Source organism: Pseudomonas sp. B16(2017), from assembly GCF_002113205.1.
Classification (GTDB): Bacteria; Pseudomonadota; Gammaproteobacteria; order Pseudomonadales; family Pseudomonadaceae; genus Aquipseudomonas; species Aquipseudomonas pharyngis.
The window spans coordinates 51,567-72,044 of sequence record NZ_NEKA01000017.1 but is presented as its reverse complement, the minus strand read 5'-3'; the positions used below and the strand labels follow the sequence as shown (position 1 = coordinate 72,044).

The window sequence follows — 20,478 nt, the reverse complement described above, 5'->3', positions numbered from 1 at the left end:
GATCTGTGAGGAAGATTGGCAAAGGGCCGTGACGCGCACGTGTATGGGGGGTGACGAATGTGTGACAGGAACCGCTGGCAGCGGGTTTTGTCAGAGATTTCAGTGCTGGTGACCCACAGTGGCCCACCGCTATACTGCCGGCCTGTCTGTGCCTGATTCTGGAGAGAAGAGCATGTTGCAACGCCTGTTGTTCGGTTTGATCACTGTGACCAGTTTGACCCTGGTTGGCTGCGCCCACAGCCCGCAACAACTGAGCCCGGAACCGAAGCTGACCACTCAGCTGGCACCGGTCGGCCATGGCCAGCCTGTCGTGGTTCGCGTGGTCGACGGTCGTCCGTCGCCAACCCTCGGCACCCGTGGCGGCCTGTACCCGGAAACCAGCGCCATCACCGTGCAGCGCGAGCAGATCCTGCCGAAGCTGCAGGCCCAGGCTGAAGCCGCCGTGCGTCTGCTCGGGTTCACCCCGACCAACAACGCGCCCAATGCACCGCAACTGACCGTGACCCTGGCCGAACTGAAATACCAGTCGCCCAAAGAAGGCATGTACGTGACCGAAGCCACCATCGGCGCCACCTTCCGCTCCGACGTGCAGAACGCCAACCGTCGTTACAGCGGCCGTTACGGTGCCTCGCTGGACCAGCGTTTCGGTATGGCGCCGAACCAGGAAACCAACACCAAACTGGTCAGCGATGTGCTGAGCGATGCACTGACCCGTCTGTTCAAGGATCCGACCGTGGGTCAGGTCCTCGCTGAATAAGGCGTTCGCCTGATGTGAAAAAGCCCGGGGCCAGTGATGGCCTCGGGCTTTTTTCATTCAGGCGGCTTGCGAATAGAAGTCGAGGACGCTGACGCCGGTCAGCAGATCGGTCTCGGGCAAGTCCGCATGCTGGTGCCCGCCGAGGGCGCAATACACCAGCCAGTGACGGTCCTGAACATTGAAGGCCAGGCTGCCGACGAGGGCTTGCTGCTCGTCGGATGGAGAGATGAGGTACAGGCGATCCTGGTTTTCAGCGTGAAGCATGTCGCGTTCCGTGTCGGTTTCGAGGCGCGCAGGGTGACTGAAACAAATGACGATGCCGTGACACAGGACAGCCATCGGTCGATTGAGGGGTTATTTGTCGTAAAGATTGGGGGTGGCGGGGAGGGTTCCGGTAGAATCCGCGCCGCGGTCGTCGGTCTGGCGCTCGCCATACCGGTTTAGATTGAGGTCTGTGATGTCGCTGCACTTGATGACGCTGTTTACCGCCCATCCCGCCAAACTGATCAATCTGCTCGCCCTGCTGTTGGCCTTTCCCGGCAGTTGGCTGCTGCACGCGACCCGTCGCCGTGAACAACGGGCGATGGCCAGCATCGCGGCCCAGCGCCAGAGTCAGCCGAATCAGGAACCGGTGCTCGATTGGGCGACCCTGCGCATGAACCGCTTCTTCTACCGCTTCGGTTTTGCCTGCCTGGGCCTGGCGCTGCTGGTGTCGTGGATCAGTACCCGCTTCTGAACGAAGAACGGCGCCCGAAGGCGCCGTTTTTGTCTCTTGCCGAAACCGCTTACAACGGCAGGCCAGCCTTGACCCGGTACTGATTGCGCACCGGCGTCGCATATTGCAGCACCAGATACGGACGATGCTCCTCAGGGCAGGCGTCCAGACGGCTCTGCCATTCTTCCTGGGCCTTGGCCAGCTCCTCGGCACCGAACACCTCGGCAGCCTTCGGCACGTTCAGTTGCGGATCGGCATCCGCCCACTGCGCGTATGCCAGGTAATGCACCGGGAACAACCGGTAGCCGCCGAGAATCTGCTTGTCCATCTCGACCGCCAATTGCTTGGTGTCCTCGTACAGCTCGGTGATCGGCGCGGCGAAGTTCACGTGCACCCGGCCCTTGTAGCCGGTGATGCCCTTGGCGATGCTGACGTCATCCTCGCCCGGCGCCTTGCTGTAGGTGCCGGTGGTGGCGCGGATGTACAGCTCGCGGGCCTTGGCCTGGTCGCACGGGTCGTATTCGTAGCTGATCGACACCGGGGTCAGGTTCAGCGACTGAATGACTTCGCCGAACGGCTCGTCCTTGCGACTCATGTGGAACATCTTGAGAATCGCCGACTCGGTACGGTCATCGCCGTCCTTGGCCCGGCCCTCGGCCTGGGCGATCCAGATCGAGGCGCAGTCGTTGCGGATCGAGTGGTTGATGTATGCCGACAGCAGTTGATAGGCGGCCATTTTCTCGCGGCGCCCGGTGATCGAACGGTGCACGATGAAGCTCTTGTTCAAGCGCATCAGGTCGCTGACGAACGGCTTTTGCAGCAAGTTATCGCCAATCGCGATGCGCGGCGTCGGCAGGCCTGCGTGGTACACGGCGTAGTTGACGAAGGCCGGGTCCATCACGATGTCGCGGTGGTTGGCGATGAACAGATAAGCGCTGCCGGACTTGAATTGCTCGACACCGGTGTAGGTCACGCCATCGGTGGCGCGCTCGATGGTGTGGTCGACGTAGAACTCGACCTTGTCCTGCAAAGTGGCCACGGAGGTCACGTCGGCAAACTCACGACGCAGCCGATGGGCTATAAGTGGTTTGAGCATCCAGCCGAAGGCACCGGCAAAACGCGGGAAGCGGAAGTGGGTGAGGATATCTAGAAACGCCTTGTCGCCGAGCAGTCGCGCCAGTACCGCAGGTACTTCGCTGTCGTCGTAAGGTCGGATGGCATCGAATTCGCCCATCATGCTCTCTTGTTGGAAACGGCTAGGGTAAGTAAAGGTTTTGATCGAAAACCAACGGGGCACGGTCTGAAAAAGTAGCCAGACAAAAATAGCCCTGCAAATAGACCGGCGATTATACGCACAAGTCACCTGGGAGACCGCGATGCTGGAAAGCGCAGTATATGAATGTCCGTATTGTGGTGAAGAGGTCGAGACGACCGTGGATCTCTCCGCTGGCGACCAGACCTATATTGAAGACTGTCAGGTGTGTTGTCGGCCGATCACCTTTGTGTTGCAGGTCCATGGAGAGGACTGGTTTCTGGAAGTCTTCAGCGAAAACGAGTGAGGCGCGCCCATGCAGCGAATCTACGAGCCGGAAAACCTGATGGAAGGCGAAATGCTCAAGGGCATGCTCGCCAGCGAGGGCATCGAGGCGCATCTGGTCGGGCGCGATCTGCTGGGCGGCACGGGCGAGTTGCCGATCTTTGGCCTGTTGGGCCTGTCGGTCGATAACGACCAGGCCGAATACGCCCGCGAGCTGATCAGTGCGTACAATGCCGCGCTGCCGCTGCCCGGCGATGAACCGGACAGCTATCCCGGGACGCTGGTCTGTTAGGCTGGCGTTCGTTTTATTTGTGAGTCGTGCTGCCCCATGTGTGGACGTTATGCCCTGTTTCGCTGGAACCGCGATTTCGCGAGCCTGCCAGGTTTTCCTGCCGATCAGCAGGCGCAGTGGAACATTTCCCCCAACGATTCGGTGTTGATGCTGCGCGCCGAACCCGACGGCCAGCGCACGCTGGCCCGTGCCCGTTGGGGGCTGACACCGCCGTGGCTGACCGACCTGTCGCGCACCCCGGCCCACGCCCGGGCCGAAACCGTCGCCGAGCAACCGATGTTTCGCGAGGCCCTGCGCCTGCGCCGCTGCCTGCTGCCGGCCAACGGTTTCTACGAATGGCGCGGCAATGTGCGCAAACGGCCGTACTGGCTGACGCCGGGGGAGGGGGCTTCGTTGTTTTTTGCGGCGATCTGGGAGGCGTATCCGGTGCAGGAACAGGTGTGGCTGAGCACGGCTGTGATCACCCAGTCGGCGGCCAGTCAGCGCCGGCCATTGATTCTCGATGAGGCGGGGCAGGCGGCGTGGCTTGATCCGGAAACGCCGCTGCATGTCCTGCAAGGCCTGCTCGCCAGCGAACCCGCCGCCTTGCGCGAGCGGGTGCTGGCGAACCTGGTCAATGATCCGAAGCTCAACGGGCCGGAGTGTCTGACTCCGGCCTGATCGGTCAGACCTTGAACTGATTGATCAACCGCCGCTGCTGCTCCGCCAGTTTGGTCAGATCGGCACTCGCCGAACTCGACTCATCCGCACCACCCGCCACTTCGTTCGCCACCTGACCGATATTGATCACATTGCGGTTGATATCGTCGGCCACCGCGCTCTGTTCTTCGGCGGCGCTGGCGATCTGGGTGTTCATGTCGTTGATCACCGACACCGCCTGAGTAATGGTCTCCAGCGCCTCCGCGGCCTTGGCCGCGTGCTGCACGCTTTCGTCGGTGCGGTTCTGGCTGTCCTCCATGACCCGCACCACATCGCGGGTGCCCTGTTGCAGTTGCTGGATCATGCTCTGGATTTCTTCGGTGGCCTTCTGGGTCTTCTGCGCCAGGTTGCGCACCTCATCGGCCACTACCGCAAAACCGCGTCCTTGTTCACCCGCACGAGCCGCTTCAATCGCCGCGTTGAGGGCCAGCAGATTGGTCTGCTCGGCGATCCCGCGAATGGCGATGAGGATCGCGTTGATGTTCTCGCTGTCCTTGGCCAGGGTCTGCACCACGTCCACAGCCTTGCCTATTTCCACGGCCAGTACGCCAATCGAGTTGGAGGTGTCGCGCACGATCTGCATGCCCTGGCTGGCGGCCTGATCGGCGTGGCTGGCCGCTTGTGCTGCCTGGGTCGCGTTACGCGCCACGTCTTGCGCGGTGGCAGTCATTTCCTGCACGGCGGTGGCGACCTGATCGATTTCGGCCATCTGTTTCTGAATGCCGATATTGGTGCGGATCGCGATGTCCGCCGTGTGCTCCGAGGAATCGCTGACGCTCTGTACCGACGACACCACCTGCGTGATCATCCCCTGCAATTTGGCGAGGAAGGTATTGAAGCCTTTGGCGATTGAACCGAGTTCGTCGTTGCGATCACTGGTCAGGCGACGGGTCAGGTCGCCTTCGCCTTGGGCGATGTCATCGAGCATGGTCACCATTTGTTTGAGCGGACGGGCGATGCCGTGGCCCACCAGCCAGATCACCAGCAGGCCGAGGCCGGCAATGATCAGGCCGACCATGGCCATGCCGAAGGTGTCGGATTTGCGCTGGGCGTCGAGGTCGCCTTGGAGCTTTTGCAGATCGGCCATCACCGCGTCGAGCGGCAGTTGCAGCATCAGCGTCCAGCGTGCGTCGGTCTGGCCGATGCCGAATGGCAGGTACAACTCGATCCGGCCTTGCTCTTTATTGACGGTGTAAGTCACTTCGCCGCGCTTGAGATTGGCCATGTTGGCAATCTGCTGGGCGTCGAGGATGTCGCTGACCTTCTCGCCGAATTTGCTCGGGTCCTTGGTGTAGGCGACGATCCGGCCGTTGCCGCCGATCAGGGCCATTTGCCCGGCGCCGCTGTACAGTTTCTGGTTGGCGCTCAGGAGCATTTCCTGGATGAAGTTCACCGACAGGTCGGCGCCGACGATGCCCTGGAAGGCGCCGTTGAGCATGATCGGTTCGATAAAGGAGGCGAGCATGACGATCTTGTCGCCGACCTTGTACGGGGCCGGATCGATCACGCAGGGCTTTTTGGTTTCTTTCGAGCACAGGTAGTACTCGCTGGCGCGCACGCCGGTGGACAGGACTTTCTGGTCGTCGACGTCCACCAGTTTGTCCAGGCCCAGGGTGCCGTCGTCATTGCGGAACCACCACGGCAGGAAGCGCCCGTTGCCAGGGTCGATCCCGACAACCTGGGTGCCGACGTAGGCCGCGTCATTATGGTCCAGTGCGTTTTTTTCCCAGCCGATGTAAGTGCCGAGAATCTTCGGATTCTTCTCGACGTTTTCCTTGATCAGGCTGATCAGTTGCTCGCGGCTGACGGTCAGTCGCGGCTCGCCGTCGGCGCCCGGTGTGCCGAGCAGGGCGTTGACGCGTACCAGTCCGCCGGCAATCAGCAGCGGCGCTTCGAGTTCGCGCTGGATCTGGCTGACCTGAGTCTGCGCCAGCGACGTCAGGCGCTGTTCGATGACTTGCTCGAACTGGGCCTGGGTCCGTTGCTGGACCATTTCCTGGGTGCGGGCACCGGAGAACAGCGCATACAGCACCAGCGCGGCGACCACGCTGAGTACGATGGCGCCGGCCAGGGCGGCCACGGAAAACTGGATCGACTTGAACTTCATGGGAGCTCCGCACGCGAGAGGACGTCTGCGCTGTTGTATCGGCAGCCACTGTTGCGCCATGAGGTGCGGAGCAAGTGATTACAGCCGGATGTCGCAAATGGACCAGTGCACGACGCAGTTGCAGCGGGCTCGGCGGTGGATGTGAATTTTTTCCTGCAGGGCTGGCGGGCATGTTCTGAAAACAGGTGCAACACGTCCGTTGTATCTGGCGCCGATACAATTACCCGCCTAGGATACGCGACAGGTTTTCAGGGAGCTTTTGAATGAACAAGACATTGGTTGTAAGTGCACTGAGCGCAGCGCTGTTGCTGGCCGGTTGTCAGTCGGTCAACACCACCAGCGGCGGTGCCGTGGGCGTGGAACGCAAGCAGTACATGTTCAGCATGCTGTCCTCGCAAGAGGTCGACCAGATGTATGCCCAGTCCTATCAGAAGACCGTGGGCGAAGCGTCCAGCAAAGGCGTGCTGGACAAGACCAGCAACGATGCCAAGCGTGTTCAGGCGATTGCCAACCGCTTGATCGCTCAGGCACCGAACTTCCGCCCGGACGCTGCGCAGTGGAAATGGGAAGTCAACCTGATCAAGAGCGACGAGCTCAACGCCAACTGCGGTCCAGGCGGCAAGATCATTTTCTACACCGGGCTGATCGACAGCCTGAAACTCACCGACGATGAAATCGCCGCAGTCATGGGACATGAAATCGCCCACGCCTTGCGCGAGCACGGTCGGGAAGCGATGTCCAAGGCCTATGGCATCGAAATGGCCAAGCAGGGCGCCGGTGCGTTGCTCGGCCTGGGTCAGGACAGCCTGGCGCTGGCCGATACCGTGGCCAACTACGGCATGACCCTGCCCAACAGCCGCGCCAACGAGAACGAAGCCGACCTGATCGGTCTGGAACTCGCCGCGCGTGCCGGGTACAACCCGAACGCCGCCATCACTTTGTGGGACAAGATGAGCAAGGCCTCTGAAGGCGCGCCGCCGGAGTTCATGAGCACTCACCCGTCTTCCAGCAGCCGCACGGCTGCGTTGCAGGCGGCGATTCCGAAGGTCATGCCGCTTTACGAAAAGGCGCCCAAGTCCTGAAGCCATGATCGCTCCCGCACTCAATGCGGGAGCGATCTGCCGGATCAAACCCAGCCGCTGCTCTGCATCGCCTTGTACACCGCGACAATCGCCAGGATCAGGAACGCCGAGGCCGCCAGTCGACGGATCAGGGTCAGTGGCAGTTTCTCTGCCGCAAAATTACCCGCCAGTACCACCGGCACGTTCGCGATCAGCATGCCCGCCGTGGTGCCAATAATCACCAGCCACAGCTCCGGGTATTGCGCGGCCAGCATCACGGTGGCGATCTGAGTCTTGTCGCCGATTTCCGCAAGAAAGAACGCAATCAGCGTGGTCAGGAATGGCCCGAACTTGCGGGCGGTGCTGGCTTCATCGTCATCCATCTTGTCCGGCACCAACGTCCACAGGGCGGTGGCGGCGAAGCTCGCGGCAAGAATCCAGTGCAGGACCGAATCGGAGAAGAAACTGCCGAACCAGGCGCCGACCGCACCGGCTGCCGCGTGGTTGGCCAGGGTCGCAGCGACGATACCGGCGATGATCGGCCAGGGTTTGCGAAAGCGAGCGGCCAGAATCAGCGCGAGCAGTTGCGTCTTGTCGCCGATTTCGGCCAAGGCAACGATTGCGGTGGGAACGAGTAACGAGTCCAGCATCAGGATTTCCTAAGGGGCGGGTCGACACGGCTATGACACGTACAGCCTTCCCGCCCCGGGTAAGGTGTGCGTGTCATAGGTCTTGTCAAACCCTGCGATCCGTCTGCTGCGGACGCTTGGGTCGCATACGCCATGATCTGAGGATCAAGTATGTTGACGTATGCCGGACGAGCATGGCGCTCGTGGGAGACTACTCCCCTAGGACGGAGCGGATTCTGCCTAGGCAGAATCCATTCGGCAAGTGCTAATTTTCAGCCGCGCTTGGCCCGGTAAATCCGGAATCCATTGCCTTCGGCCTTGATCGCACAGACCCCGAGATGCTCTTCGATCAGCGGTTGATATTTCAGGAAACTGTTGGCAACCAAGCGAAGTTCGCCGCCGTTTTTTAGATGTTTGGCCGCTTTTCGCAGCAAGTTTTCGGTAGCGAAATAGTCGGTATGCACACCGACATGGAACGGTGGGTTGCTCAGGATCGCGTTCAAACCCATCGGCGCGGCATCGATGCCGTCACCGGTCAGCACCTCGGCTTCCAGACCGTTGGCCGCCAGGGTCAAACGGCTGCTGGCGGCAGCGAAGGCATCAACGTCGAGCAACGTGACCTGATTGTGCGGGTAACGACGCTTGACCGCCGCACCCAGCACGCCGGCGCCGCAACCAAAGTCCAGCAGATGGCCGCTCGGCAGTTTGTCCAGATGTTCCAGCAGCAGGGCGCTGCCGCGATCCAGTCGGCCGTGGCTGAATACGCCTGGCAGGCTGATGACTTTCAACGGACCTTCGGCCAGCGGCAGTTCGTAGGTCTGCGCCAGGCTTTCCAGCGGTTTGGCTTCGGGAGCGTTGGCCACCGTCACTTGCCACAATTGGCAATGGCGCGCGCTGTCGAGCTTGCGCGGCTTGCCGAACGGGTTGAGCTGTTTGGAGGCGCCTTCGATACCGCTGCGTTTTTCCCCGACCAGATACACCTCGCGCCCGGCCAGGCGTGAAGCCACGGCATTGAGGATGTAATCGGTCAGGTCCTTGGCCTTGGGCAGGAACACCACGGCGTTGGTGAATTCGCGCTCCGGCACGTTCACGCCAAAATGGCTGCGGCCTTCGAAACGCGCATCGAGTGCAGCCTGGTCGCCGGCGTGCCAGCACCAGCCAAACGCCTCGGGCAGGCGCCCCAAAAGATCATCGGCAGGCAAACCGGCCAGCAACACTGAACCCTGGAATAACTCGGCCTGACGAAGCAGTACTTCACTGCGCGGATCCATAACTGCTCCTGTGAAAAAAAGTGCCGCAGTTTATCAACTGACGACCCGCAGCGCCTTACCGCTGTAGAACGCCTGGGTGTTTTCCACCAGTTGGCCGACGATTCGCTGCCGCGCTTCGCGGCTGCCCCAGGCGTTGTGCGGGGTAACGATCAGGCGCGGGATGTCGGCGGCCAGCAGCGGATTGCCTTGGGTCGGCGGCTCGACGCTCAGCACATCGGTGGCCGCGCCGCCCAGATGACCGCTGCGCAGGGCATCGGCCAGGGCCTGTTCGTCGATCAGTCCACCACGGGCGGTGTTGACCACGAAAGCGCCGGGTTTCATCGAAGCGAGTTCGCGGGCGCCGATGAAGTGCCGAGTGTGTTCGTTGAGCGGGCAGTGCAGGGTGAGGGCGTCGATCTGCGGCAGCAATTCTTCCAGCGGCAGACGATCCGGACGGGCCGGTCGCCCCGGAATCTGCCCCAGCAACACGCGCATGCCGAAGGCTTCGGCCAGACGCGCGACCGCGCCGCCGAGTTCGCCGTGACCGAGCAAGCCAAGGGTTTTGCCTTCCAGCTCAACGATCGGGTAATCCAGCAGGCAGAACTGTTTCGCCTGCTGCCAGCGACCTTCACCGACGGCTTTTTGATAATCGGCCAGGCGCGTGGCGAGGTTGAGCAGCAGCATGATCGTGTGCTGCGCCACCGACGGGGTGCCGTAGCCCTGGCAGTTGCACACCGTGATGCCGTGGGCGCGGGCGGCGGCCAGATCGACGTTGTTGGTGCCGGTCGCGGTGATCAGGATCAGTTTCAGTTGTGGGTTGGCGGCCATGGCGGCGGCATCGATCAGCACTTTGTTGCTGATCGCCACGGTTGCACCTTGCAGGCGCTCGGCTACCTGCGCAGGCAACGTCTGGGCGAACAGTTGCAGATCACTGAAGCAATCACGCAAAGGGCTCAAGTCGAGATCGCCAAGATCCAGCGAAGGGTGATCGAGGAATACGGCGCGGTGGGCGTTCGTCATCAACTGTACCTGTCGTGCTTTGAAGGGAAGGCGTAATCTGCCGAGCCTACCAGATGAAACAACTCGTTACGCTTGGCCGAAAGGAGCCCCCATGTACTGGACCGATTTCTTGACCGTTGCCCTGATCCACCTGTTGGCCGTTGCCAGCCCCGGTCCTGATTTCGCCGTGGTGGTGCGCGAAAGCGTGACCCACGGTCGACGCGCCGGGACCTGGACCGCGTTGGGCGTGGGCACGGCGATTTTCCTGCACGTGGGTTATTCGCTGCTGGGGATCGGCCTGATCGTTTCTCAATCGATCGTGCTGTTCAACGCCTTGAAATGGGCAGCCGCCGCGTACCTGCTGTACATCGGCTTCAAGGCCCTGCGCGCGCAACCGGCGAAAACCGTGAGCGATGATCTGCACAAAGAGGCCGGCGAGCGCACCGCCCGTGGCGCCTTCACCTCGGGTTTCGTGACCAACGGCCTGAACCCGAAAGCCACGCTGTTCTTCCTGTCGCTGTTCACCGTGGTGATCAACCCGCACACCCCGCTGACAGTCCAGGCCGGTTACGGCATTTATCTCGCCGTTGCGACCGCCACCTGGTTCTGCCTGGTGGCCATGTTGTTCAGCCAGCAACGCGTGCGCGCCGGTTTCGCCCGCATGGGCCACTGGTTCGACCGCACCATGGGCGCGGTGCTGATCGCCATCGGCGTGAAACTCGCGTTCACCGAGATGCATTGATCCTTCTGCGCTGTCATCTGTTTCGGCAAATGCTGGCGCAAAGCTAGCATTTGTACGGCTCTGCAAATCATTCCTTTGGCTGATTTGGCTGACGTATAACGGTTCTAGAGTACGAAACTCCAAAGCCAACACCGTGCAGTCAGAAAAGGGATTCTTATGTTGCAGACTCGCGTCATTCCGCCCGCCGAAGGGGCGTACCAGTATCCACTGCTGATTAAACGGCTGCTGATGTCCGGTGCCCGTTACGAGAAAACCCGCGAGATCATCTACCGTGACCAGCTGCGCTACAGCTACCCGACCCTGATCGAGCGGGTCGCGCGGCTGGCCAACGTGCTGACGGCGGCCGGGGTCAAGGCTGGTGACACCGTGGCGGTGATGGACTGGGACAGCCATCGCTACCTGGAGTGCATGTTTGCGATTCCGATGATCGGCGCGGTGATCCACACCATCAACGTGCGCCTGTCGCCGGAACAGATCCTCTACACCATGAACCACGCCGAGGACCGCTTCGTGCTGGTCAACAGCGAGTTCGTCGGGTTGTACCAGGCCATTGCGCCACACCTGACCACGGTGGAGAAAACCCTGCTGCTGACCGATCTGCCGGAAAAAACCGCCGATCTGCCGAATCTGGTCGGCGAGTACGAGCAACTGCTGGCGGCCGCGAGTCCGCAGTACGACTTCCAGGATTTTGACGAAAACTCGGTCGCCACCACGTTCTACACCACGGGCACCACCGGCAATCCGAAGGGCGTGTATTTCACCCATCGGCAACTGGTGCTGCACACCATGGGTGTGTCGACCATCATGGGCGCCATCGACAGCGTGCGGCTGCTGGGCACCAACGACGTGTACATGCCGATCACCCCGATGTTCCACGTGCATGCCTGGGGTCTGCCGTATGTGGCGACCATGCTCGGGCTCAAGCAGGTTTATCCGGGGCGTTATGACCCGGAATTCCTGGTCGAGTTGTGGCGCAAGGAAAAGGTCACGTTCTCCCACTGTGTGCCGACCATCCTGCAGATGGTGCTCAATGCCAAGGGCGCGCAGGGCACCGATTTCGGCGGCTGGAAAATCGTCATCGGCGGCAGTGCGCTGAACCGCACGCTGTATGAAACGGCCAAGAGCAAAGGCATTCAGCTGACGGCTGCTTACGGCATGTCGGAAACCGGGCCACTGGTTTCGTGCGCGCATCTGAATGATGAGTTGATGGCGGGCACCGAAGACGAGCGCACCACCTATCGGATCAAGGCCGGCGTGCCGGGGCCATTGGTCGAAGCGGCGATCGTCGATACCGAAGGCAATTTTCTCCCGGCCGACGGCGAGACCCAGGGCGAACTGGTGCTGCGCGCACCGTGGCTGACCGAAGGCTATTTCAACGAACCGCAGAAGGGCGCCGAGCTGTGGGCCGGCGGCTGGCTGCACACCGGCGACGTGGCGACGCTCGACGCCATGGGTGTGATCGACATCCGCGACCGGATCAAGGACGTGATCAAGACCGGCGGCGAATGGATCTCCTCGCTGGACCTCGAAGACCTGATCAGTCGTCACATCGCGGTACGTGAAGTAGCAGTGGTGGGGATCGCCGATCCGCAGTGGGGCGAGCGTCCGTTTGCCTTGCTGGTGGTCCGCGAAGGGCATGCCATCGGGGCACGCGAGCTCAAGGAGCACCTCAAGCCGTTCGTTGAACTGGGGCACTTGAGCAAGTGGGCGATACCAAGCCAGATCGCGCTTGTTACTGAAATTCCCAAGACCAGTGTCGGCAAACTCGACAAGAAGCGCATCCGCCTCGACATCACTGAATGGCAGGCCAACAACAGCACCTTCCTCTCGACGCTTTGAGCGTCCGCTGGCGCGCCGAAAACGGCGCGCCAGACCCACCAAGCAAGCGCTTGGCTTGTGAAATTCGAATTTTCAGCCATCCTTGCCGTGCCGACATGTGTCGGACTGGCGAAAGGACTGTTCCAGAGTGGCCGGCAGCTGCAAATCACACTTTAGAGGGATCAAGCAGTACCACCTGCTGGCTATAGTCCGCTCAAGGATTTTTAAGAACGGGGCACACGCACAAACGGGGCGATGCAACATTGAAGCGATTTCGGGAGGCCGCTGGCACCCGGTCCTTCAGGCGTTTTTAAAAGTACTCACTGCCATAACAATAATGCACATGGAGTAGCGTCGATGACCTCAGTAAACCAGTTCTGGCGCCGGGCAAAGCTGCCTCTGGCCGTCAGTCTTGCTTCTTCGCTCGCCGGGCCCGCATTCGGCGTCAGTTTCAACGTCGGTGAAATCGAAGGCCAGTTCGACTCCTCCCTGTCGATCGGTGCCAGCTGGTCCACCCAGAGCCCGAACAAGAACCTCATCGGCGTCAACAACGGCGGTCACGGTCTGTCCCAGACTTCCGACGACGGCCATGCCAACTTCAAGAGCGGCGAAACCTTCTCGAAGATCTTCAAGGGCATTCATGACCTCGAACTGAAATACGGCGACACCGGCGTGTTCGTCCGTGGCAAGTACTGGTATGACTTCGAACTGAAAGACGAGAGCCGCGAGTTCAAGGACATCAGCGACAGCAACCGCAAGGAAGGCGCCAAGTCCGCCGGCGGTCAGATCCTCGACGCCTTCGTCTACCACAACTACGCGATCGCCGATCAGCCGGGCTCCGTGCGTCTGGGCAAACAGGTGGTGAGCTGGGGTGAAAGTACCTTCATCGGCGGCGGCATCAACTCGATCAACCCGATCGACGTTTCCGCTTTCCGTCGTCCGGGCGCCGAGATCAAGGAAGGCCTGATCCCGGTCAACATGTTCTACGTGTCCCAGAGCCTGACCGACAACCTGTCGGCCGAAGCCTTCTATCAGCTGGAGTGGGACCAGACCGTCGTCGACAACTGCGGCACGTTCTTCTCCCAGCCGGACATCATTGCCGACGGTTGCACCGACAACCTGCGCGTACTGAACAAGCGCTCGCAGATCCCGGCCATTGCCCTGGGGCCATTGGCGGCCAACGGCGTCAACGTCAATGAAGAAGGTGTGCTGGTGCCGCGCGGCGCCGATCGCGATGCGCGGGACAGCGGCCAGTGGGGCGCGTCCCTCAAGTACATGTTCGAACCGCTGGACACCGAATTCGGTGCCTACTTCATGAATTACCACAGTCGTGCGCCGATCTTCAGTGCCACCGGCGCGCCGCAATCGGTCTACAACGGCGTAGCTGCATTGCCAGGTCCGTTTCAGGCACTCGGGCCTCTGTTGGTTGCCGGCAATTCGAAGTACTTCGTCGAATACCCTGAAGACATCCGCCTCTACGGTCTGAGCTTCTCCACCACCTTGCCTACCGGTACGGCGTGGAGCGGTGAGATCAGCTATCGCCCGAATGCACCGGTGCAACTGAACTCCACCGACATCCTGTTCGCCGGTGTGCGTCCACTGGGTGGCCCTTACGCCAACGCATCGCTGCTCAATGGCGTGCCGGGTCAGGATCTGCATGGCTACGAGCGCAAGGAAATCACTCAACTGCAAACCACCTTCACGCACTTCTTCGATCAGGTCATGGGCGCCAGCCGTCTGACCCTGGTGGGTGAAGTGGGCATGACTTACGTGGGCGGTCTGGAAAGCCGATCCGACAAGCGCTATGGCCGCGATCCGGTCTATGGCCCGGGCGAGCTGCCAGCCACCGGTACCACCAACACCTGCGTCAACATCCTCAACAACGGCACCATCAACGGCGCAGGACCAGGTTCGCCGCAGAACAACCGCAGCCGCAATTGCGACAACGACGGTTTCACCACGTCGATGTCCTGGGGCTACCGCGGCCGTGCAATCTGGGAATACAACGATGTCTTCGCCGGCGTGAACCTCAAGCCGAACGTGGCCTGGTCCCACGACGTCAGCGGCTACTCGCCGGGCCCTGGCGGCAACTTCGAGGAAGGTCGCAAGGCCGTCAGCCTGGGCGTCGATGCCGAGTACCAGAACACCTACACCGCGAGCCTGGCTTACACCAACTTCTTCGACGGCAAGTACACCACCGTGGATGACCGCGATTTTGTGGCGCTCAGCCTCGGCGTGAACTTCTAAGCACTGCATTTCAGGACGAACGAATTTATGAAAATAACAAAGAGTCTGTTCCACGCCGGTGTTCTGGGCCTGTCGCTGCTGGCGACCGGTGTCATGGCGGCGGTGCCTGCCGCCGAAGCGGACAAGCTGGGCAAGAGCCTGACCCCGATGGGCGCCGAAATGGCCGGCAACGCCGACGGCTCGATCCCGGCCTGGAAACCGATGTCGAAAAATGCCGGCACCGTTGACAGCAAAGGTTTCCTGTCCGATCCGTACGCCAGTGAGAAACCGCTGTTCACCATCACCAAGCAGAACGTCGATCAGTACAAGGCCAAGCTCGCGCCGGGCCAGTACGCGATGTTCCAGCGCTATCCTGACACCTTCAAGATGCCGGTCTATCCGTCCCATCGCGGTGCCACCGTGCCGGATGCGGTGTTCGCAGCCATCAAGAAGAACGCCACCACCACGACCCTGGTGTCGGGCGGCAACGGCCTGGAAAACTTCGATACCGCCGTGCCATTCCCGATTCCGAAAACCGGTGTGGAAGTGATCTGGAACCATATCACCCGCTATCGCGGCGGCAGCGTGACCCGTCTGGTGACCCAGGCCACGCCGCAACCGAACGGCTCGTTCAGCCTGGTGTACTTCCAGGACCAGTTCGTGTTCCGCGACAAGATGAAGGACTACGATCCGGCGAACCCTGGCAATATCCTGTTCTACTTCAAGCAGAAAGTGACCGCGCCGGCACGTCTGGCTGGTGGCGTGCTGCTGGTACACGAAACTCTCGACCAGGTGAAGGAGCCGCGTTCGGCGTGGGTCTACAACGCCGGTCAGCGTCGTGTACGTCGCGCTCCGCAAGTGTCCTACGACGGACCGGGTACAGCGGCGGATGGCCTGCGTACTTCCGATAACCTGGACATGTTCAACGGTGCGCCGGACCGTTACGACTGGAAACTGGTCGGCAAACAAGAGATGTACATCGCCTCCGACAGTTACAAGCTCGACGATCCGAAGCTCAAGTACTCCGACATCATCAAGGCCGGGCACATCAACCAGGATCTGGCGCGCTATGAACTGCGTCGTGTATGGCACGTGACCGCGACCCTGAAGGAAGGTCAGCGCCACATCTACGCCAAGCGTGACTTCTTCATCGACGAAGACACCTGGCAAGCGGCGGTGATCGATCACTACGACGGTCGCAATCAACTGTGGCGCGTGGCGGAAGCCCACTCCCAGGACTACTACAACGTGCAGGTGCCTTGGTACACCCTGGAAACCCTCTACGACCTGCAATCCGGTCGTTACCTGGCACTGGGCATGAAGAACGAAGAGAAGTCGGCGTATGACTTCGGCTTCACTGCCACCACCAGCGACTTCACCCCGGCCGCCCTGCGTCAGGATGGTGTTCGCTAAGCTCCTGTAAATCGAGGCCGCATCCTCGTGAAAACGCCCCGACAGGTTCGGGGCGTTTTTTTTGCTTGCAGTTTTTCCGTAGGCTTTTTGTAGCCATTTGTAGCAACGACCTTCATAACCGCTCCGTTTAAGGCTAGTCTGCGGGCATCTGCTACGCCGCCAACAGCCATACGAACAAGAGCCGGCCATGACTGATCTGTCCCCACTTCCGGGTCTCGCAAGCGTTGCCGTCGCGGCACTGGACGGACGTTTTTTCCGTCCTCCGCTGCCTGATGGGTACGTATTGCGACCACGACTTTGCGAGCGCCTGCAAGCCGGGCTCGGTGGACGTCTGTTGCTGGTCAGCGCCCCGGCCGGGTTTGGCAAAAGCTCGCTGGCCGTGGAGTTCTGTCAAAGCCTGCCGGGTCATTGGCAAAGCCTGTGGCTGGGACTTAGCGCTCGCGACAGTGATCCGGGACGCTTCCTCGAGCGCTTGCTCGAGGGCCTGCAGGACTACTTTCCCGAACTCGGCAGCCGCGCACTCGGTTTGTTGAAAATGCGCCAGCGTCATCAGCCGTTCGCCTTCGAAGAATGGCTCGACGGCTTGCTCGATGAGCTGGCACTGCACCTGCTACCGACCTCGCCGCTACTGCTGGTACTAGACGATTACCACCTCGCCCAAGGGCCGGTGCTCGATCGTTGCCTGCAATTTTTCCTCAACCATTTGCCCGATGGTCTGCTGGTCATGGTCACTAGTCGGCAGCGCCCGGACTGGCATCTGGCGCGCTTGCGTCTGTCGCGGCAGTTGCTGGAGTTGCATGAGCAGGATCTGCGCCTGACCCATGACGAAGCCCTCACGTTACTCGATCGCCACAGCAGCTCTTTGCGCGGTGAAGCGCTGGAAAGCCTGATCCAGCGCAGTGAAGGCTGGGTGGCGGGGTTGCGATTCTGGTTGCTGGCGATTTCTGAAGCAGGTACCGAATCGGCGTTGCCGCAGGCTTTGAACGGCGGGGAAGGGCTGATCCGTGAATACCTGCTGGAGGAAGTCATCGACTGCCTGCCCGCCGAGGTGCAGGCGTTCCTTTATGACACCGCACCGCAGGAGCGCTTTTGCAGCGAGCTTTGCGATGCTGTGCGCGAAGCCCACGACAGTGCCGAAATCCTGCGTTTCCTGCTGGCGCATCAGGTGTTCCTGGTGCCGCTGGACGAGCACGGTCACTGGTATCGCTATCACCATCTGTTTTCCGATCTGTTGCGCAGTCGGCCGATCACCCGGGCGATAGTCCCGGCCGCCACGCTGCACTTGCGCGCCTGCCGCTGGTTCAATGCCCAGGGCCTGCTGGATGAAGCGGTGGAGCAGGCCCTGCGCGCAGGACATCTGGATGTCGCAGCCAATCTGGTACAGAACCTGTCCGAGGAACAGTTGCTGGCCGAACAGAACGTCGGCATGCTGCTGCGCTGGAAAATGGACTTGCCCGACAGCCTGTTGATCAGCACGCCACGGTTGATCGTTTTGTACAGCTGGGCGTTGGGATTGGCGTGCCAGCTCGATGCTGCCGAAGAACTCGCCAGTCATCTGAGCCGGTTTCTGCCGGCACCCTCGGCCACTGCGCAGAAATCCATGCTGGCCCAATGGCTGGCGCTCAAGGGCATCATCGCCCGTGGACGGGGCCATCGCGAGCAGACCATCGAGTATTGCAGCGAGGCACTGGAAAGCCTGCCGGCCAAGCGTTACGGCCAGCGCCTTATGTGCCTCTCAACCTTATCCAATCTGGCGATTGCCGACGGCGATCTATGGCGTGCACGGGGCCTGAACCGCGAGTCGCTTGAACTGGCGCAGCGCGTCGGCAATCCCTTGTTCGAGGCGTTGGCGCATTACGATCGTGCCCGGGTCCTGCAGGCGCGCGGCGAAATCCTGCGCGCGCTCGATGAAGTGCACCAGGGGCTGGAGCGCTTGCGCGGATTGTCCGCACAGCGTTTGTACGCCGTGCGTGCGCGCCTGACGCTGTATGAGGGGTTTCTGCTGGCCATGCGGTTGCAGCCGCAGGCGGCAAGGGCGCGATTGCAGGCAGGCCTGACGGAAGCGCGGGCCTGCCGTGACATCAGTGTGTTGATCGGCCACTGTGTGATTGCACGACTCGACGGCAGCAGCGGCGATTTCGCCAAGGCCTTCGCCGAGCTGGCCGAGGCCGAACGTCTGATGCACATCTGGGACGTTCCGCCGATCTATTATCTGGCGATGATCACTCTGGTCAAATGTGAGCTGTGGCTGGCCCAAGGGCGCATCGATCTGGCTGAAGCCTGGCTGGCTCGACTGGGCCAGACCTACACCGGTGAACGCGCGGCGGCGCCACCGGAGTTTCATCCGCAGTTGCCGTTGCATGTCGAATTGCAGCAGGCGTTGCTTGACATGATTCAGGGGCAACCGATGCTCGCCGAAGGCCGATTGAACGCATTGCTGGAGAACGGTCAGCAAACCGGGCGGCAGTTGTTGAGTGTGATGGCGTTGACACAGAAGGTGGCGTTGCTGCTGGTGAGCGGTCGAGAAGCCGAGGCCCGCAAAGCATTGGCCCAGGCCATCGATGCTGCCAGTGGCGGGGTGTTGCAGCCATTCGATGTGCTGATCAAGGATCACGCTGACTGGTTGCGAGCGCAATTGTCGCTGACCACTGTGAATCCTGTCGGTCAGCAGTTGCTCGAGCATTTTCCGACTCCAGCGTCGCGCATGGCACAGGACACTTCTATCACCGAACAATTGAGTAGCCGGGAGCTGGCAGTCCTGCGGCTGATTGCCCAGGGCTGCTCGAATCAGGAAATCAGCGAGCAGTTGTTCATCTCGCTGCATACCGTGAAAACCCATGCCAGTCATATCAATAGCAAGCTGGGCGTGGAGCGGCGGACACAGGCGGTGGCGCGAGCCAAGGAACTCGGGGTTTTGAACTAGACATTCGGCGTTATTGACGTAAACAGAAACGCCCCGAATCATCGGGGCGTTTCTGTTTGGCTCCCGACCTGTGAAAACAGGTTGGGTGTCGGGTTGTATCAGGCCACCAGATCGTTGGCACTGAAGCTGTTCACACCCACCAGCTGGATTTCGAAGTCCGCACCGGTGTTACCGCTCACGTTGCCTGAGAGCACGTGATCGATGAACCGCAGTTGGCCCGCGCCAGTGAAGTCGCCCGCACCGATGAAGGTGAAGCCGTTGAAACCGGCGGTCAGCAGGTTGGCATCAAACTTCGTCAGATCGATTTTGTCCCCCTGTGCGCTGTTGAAGTCAGTGATGACATCGCGCAGATTGCCCACTCCACTCTCGTTCCAGTCATTGAACGTGAACACGTCTGCACCGCTGCCACCGGTCAAGGTGTCAGTGCCCAGCCCGCCGATAAGTGTGTCGTTGCCGGCCCCCCCATTGAGCAGGTTGTTGCCGGCATTGCCGGTCAGTACGTTGTTCAGACCATTGCCAGTGCCGTTGAGGTTGGCAGTGCCGGTGAGTACCAGATTTTCCAGGTTGTCGCCCAGGGTCCAGTTCACCGAAGAACGCACGGTGTCGATTTCGCTGGCCAGGGTGCTGGTCTCGATGATGGTGTCACCGGCGTTGTCGACGATGTAGGTGTCATTGCCCAGGCCGCCGATCATGGTGTCGGCACCGGCCTTGCCATCAAGGATGTTGTTGCCGTCGTTACCGGTCATGCGGTTGCCCGAACTGTTGCCGGTGCCGTTGAGATCGGCAGTGCCGGTCAGGAACAGGTTCTCGACGTTGGCGGTGAGGGTGTAGTCGATGGAGGCGAAGACCCGGTCGTAGGCGGTCGGCGAGGCATCGGTCTCGATCACCACGTCGCCGACGTTGTCGACGTAGTAGGTATCGACACCGTCGCCGCCGATCATGGTGTCTGCGCCCAGACCGCCGTTGAGGGTGTTGGCGCCGCTGTTGCCGGTCAGGGTGTTGTTCAGGCTGTTGCCGAACAGGTCGATAGCGGCGGAACCGGTCAATTGGCCGTCCTCGACATTGGTCGAGAGGGTATAGCTGACAGAGGTGCGGATCAGGTCACGGCCCTGGTTGGCGAGTTCGAGCACAGTGTCATTGGCGTTGTCGATCACATAGATGTCGTCGCCGAGGCCACCGGTCAGGGAGTCTGCGCCCTGGCCACCGTCGAGGATGTTGTTGCCATCGTTGCCGGTCAGGGTGTTGTTCAGACCGTTGCCAGTGCCGTTGAGGTTGGCCGTGCCGGTGAGTACCAGATTTTCCAGGTTGGC

Annotated in this window: 18 protein-coding genes, 1 pseudogene and 1 riboswitch; of the genes and pseudogenes, 11 read left to right on the top strand and 8 right to left on the bottom strand. The window is 61.1% G+C overall.

The window, feature by feature from the left end; all coding sequences use genetic code 11:
* The first annotated feature begins 172 nt into the window (after positions 1–172).
* Entirely contained in the window at positions 173–757 is a 585-nt protein-coding gene (locus CAG25_RS24350; protein WP_007951676.1) for a YajG family lipoprotein, read from the top strand.
* 57 nt (positions 758–814) lie between these two features.
* Here CAG25_RS24350 and CAG25_RS24345 read toward each other — a convergent pair whose 3' ends face one another.
* Positions 815–1,021, bottom strand: coding sequence for a hypothetical protein (locus CAG25_RS24345; RefSeq protein ID WP_085613384.1), 207 nt, complete (start codon positions 1,019–1,021; stop codon positions 815–817).
* 193 nt (positions 1,022–1,214) lie between these two features.
* Here CAG25_RS24345 and CAG25_RS24340 point away from each other — a divergent pair, with 193 nt between their 5' ends.
* Complete coding sequence (locus CAG25_RS24340) at positions 1,215–1,493, top strand: hypothetical protein (protein WP_007951673.1); 279 nt, start codon at positions 1,215–1,217, stop codon at positions 1,491–1,493.
* A gap of 49 nt (positions 1,494–1,542) precedes the next feature.
* On the opposite strand, the gene CAG25_RS24335 is transcribed toward CAG25_RS24340, so the two are convergent.
* Positions 1,543–2,706: a 1-acyl-sn-glycerol-3-phosphate acyltransferase gene (locus CAG25_RS24335; protein ID WP_178076501.1), complete on the bottom strand. Its 1,164-nt coding sequence runs from the start codon at positions 2,704–2,706 to the stop codon at positions 1,543–1,545.
* Between the two features lie 142 nt (positions 2,707–2,848).
* On the opposite strand from CAG25_RS24335, the gene CAG25_RS24330 reads away from it, so the two are divergent.
* Genes CAG25_RS24330 through CAG25_RS24320 form a run of 3 tightly spaced genes read left to right on the top strand, consistent with a single transcriptional unit; the run spans position 2,849 to position 3,961 of the window.
* Positions 2,849–3,031, top strand: coding sequence for a CPXCG motif-containing cysteine-rich protein (locus CAG25_RS24330; protein ID WP_011335896.1), 183 nt, complete (start codon positions 2,849–2,851; stop codon positions 3,029–3,031).
* Positions 3,032–3,040: 9 nt separating this feature from the next.
* The gene (locus tag CAG25_RS24325; RefSeq protein ID WP_011335895.1) at positions 3,041–3,301 is read left to right on the top strand and encodes a putative signal transducing protein; all 261 of its coding nucleotides are present in this window, start codon (positions 3,041–3,043) and stop codon (positions 3,299–3,301) included.
* A 36-nt stretch (positions 3,302–3,337) separates the two neighbouring features.
* Entirely contained in the window at positions 3,338–3,961 is a 624-nt protein-coding gene (locus CAG25_RS24320; protein WP_085613382.1) for an SOS response-associated peptidase, read from the top strand.
* A 4-nt stretch (positions 3,962–3,965) separates the two neighbouring features.
* Here the strand turns inward: CAG25_RS24320 and CAG25_RS29170 are convergent, their stop codons facing one another.
* Positions 3,966–4,709 (bottom strand): methyl-accepting chemotaxis protein, encoded by a 744-nt coding sequence (locus tag CAG25_RS29170; protein WP_371857322.1) that lies wholly within the window; start codon positions 4,707–4,709, stop codon positions 3,966–3,968.
* Between the two features lie 114 nt (positions 4,710–4,823).
* A pseudogene (locus CAG25_RS29165) lies at positions 4,824–5,018 on the bottom strand (HAMP domain-containing protein); the annotation flags it as partial.
* 1,352 nt (positions 5,019–6,370) lie between these two features.
* Between CAG25_RS29165 and CAG25_RS24310 the strand changes: the two are divergent.
* Positions 6,371–7,189, top strand: coding sequence for a M48 family metallopeptidase (locus CAG25_RS24310; protein WP_039766290.1), 819 nt, complete (start codon positions 6,371–6,373; stop codon positions 7,187–7,189).
* 44 nt (positions 7,190–7,233) lie between these two features.
* On the opposite strand, the gene CAG25_RS24305 is transcribed toward CAG25_RS24310, so the two are convergent.
* The 3 genes from CAG25_RS24305 to CAG25_RS24295 all read right to left on the bottom strand — a co-directional run bounded on the left by CAG25_RS24305 (position 7,234) and on the right by CAG25_RS24295 (position 10,067).
* Positions 7,234–7,818, bottom strand: a complete 585-nt coding sequence (locus tag CAG25_RS24305; protein WP_007956837.1) for a TMEM165/GDT1 family protein — start codon at positions 7,816–7,818, stop codon at positions 7,234–7,236.
* 88 nt (positions 7,819–7,906) lie between these two features.
* A riboswitch (yybP-ykoY riboswitch) is annotated at positions 7,907–8,029 on the bottom strand.
* A 40-nt stretch (positions 8,030–8,069) separates the two neighbouring features.
* Entirely contained in the window at positions 8,070–9,068 is a 999-nt protein-coding gene (locus CAG25_RS24300; RefSeq protein WP_085613380.1) for a class I SAM-dependent methyltransferase, read from the bottom strand.
* Between the two features lie 33 nt (positions 9,069–9,101).
* Entirely contained in the window at positions 9,102–10,067 is a 966-nt protein-coding gene (locus tag CAG25_RS24295; RefSeq protein WP_085613379.1) for a 2-hydroxyacid dehydrogenase, read from the bottom strand.
* Positions 10,068–10,158: 91 nt separating this feature from the next.
* Between CAG25_RS24295 and CAG25_RS24290 the strand changes: the two genes are divergently transcribed.
* The 5 genes from CAG25_RS24290 (at position 10,159) to CAG25_RS24270 (ending at position 19,168) form a co-directional block, all read left to right on the top strand.
* Positions 10,159–10,788, top strand: a complete 630-nt coding sequence (locus CAG25_RS24290) for a LysE family translocator (RefSeq protein WP_085613378.1) — start codon at positions 10,159–10,161, stop codon at positions 10,786–10,788.
* A gap of 156 nt (positions 10,789–10,944) precedes the next feature.
* Entirely contained in the window at positions 10,945–12,627 is a 1,683-nt protein-coding gene (locus tag CAG25_RS24285; RefSeq protein ID WP_085613377.1) for a fatty acid--CoA ligase, read from the top strand.
* 336 nt (positions 12,628–12,963) lie between these two features.
* A complete protein-coding gene (locus CAG25_RS24280) occupies positions 12,964–14,853 on the top strand; it encodes a DUF1302 domain-containing protein (protein ID WP_064383978.1) in 1,890 nt (629 codons plus the stop codon).
* A gap of 27 nt (positions 14,854–14,880) precedes the next feature.
* Positions 14,881–16,245 carry a DUF1329 domain-containing protein gene (locus CAG25_RS24275; RefSeq protein WP_085613376.1) on the top strand — a complete coding sequence of 455 codons (1,365 nt, stop codon included), beginning with the start codon at positions 14,881–14,883 and terminating at the stop codon, positions 16,243–16,245.
* Between the two features lie 187 nt (positions 16,246–16,432).
* On the top strand, positions 16,433–19,168 hold the full coding sequence (locus CAG25_RS24270; protein ID WP_085613375.1) for a LuxR C-terminal-related transcriptional regulator: 2,736 nt from the start codon (positions 16,433–16,435) through the stop codon (positions 19,166–19,168).
* Between the two features lie 98 nt (positions 19,169–19,266).
* Here CAG25_RS24270 and CAG25_RS28990 read toward each other — a convergent pair.
* Positions 19,267–20,478 (bottom strand): calcium-binding protein (locus CAG25_RS28990; RefSeq protein ID WP_305880132.1); only part of this gene is annotated, 1,212 nt, incomplete at its 5' end.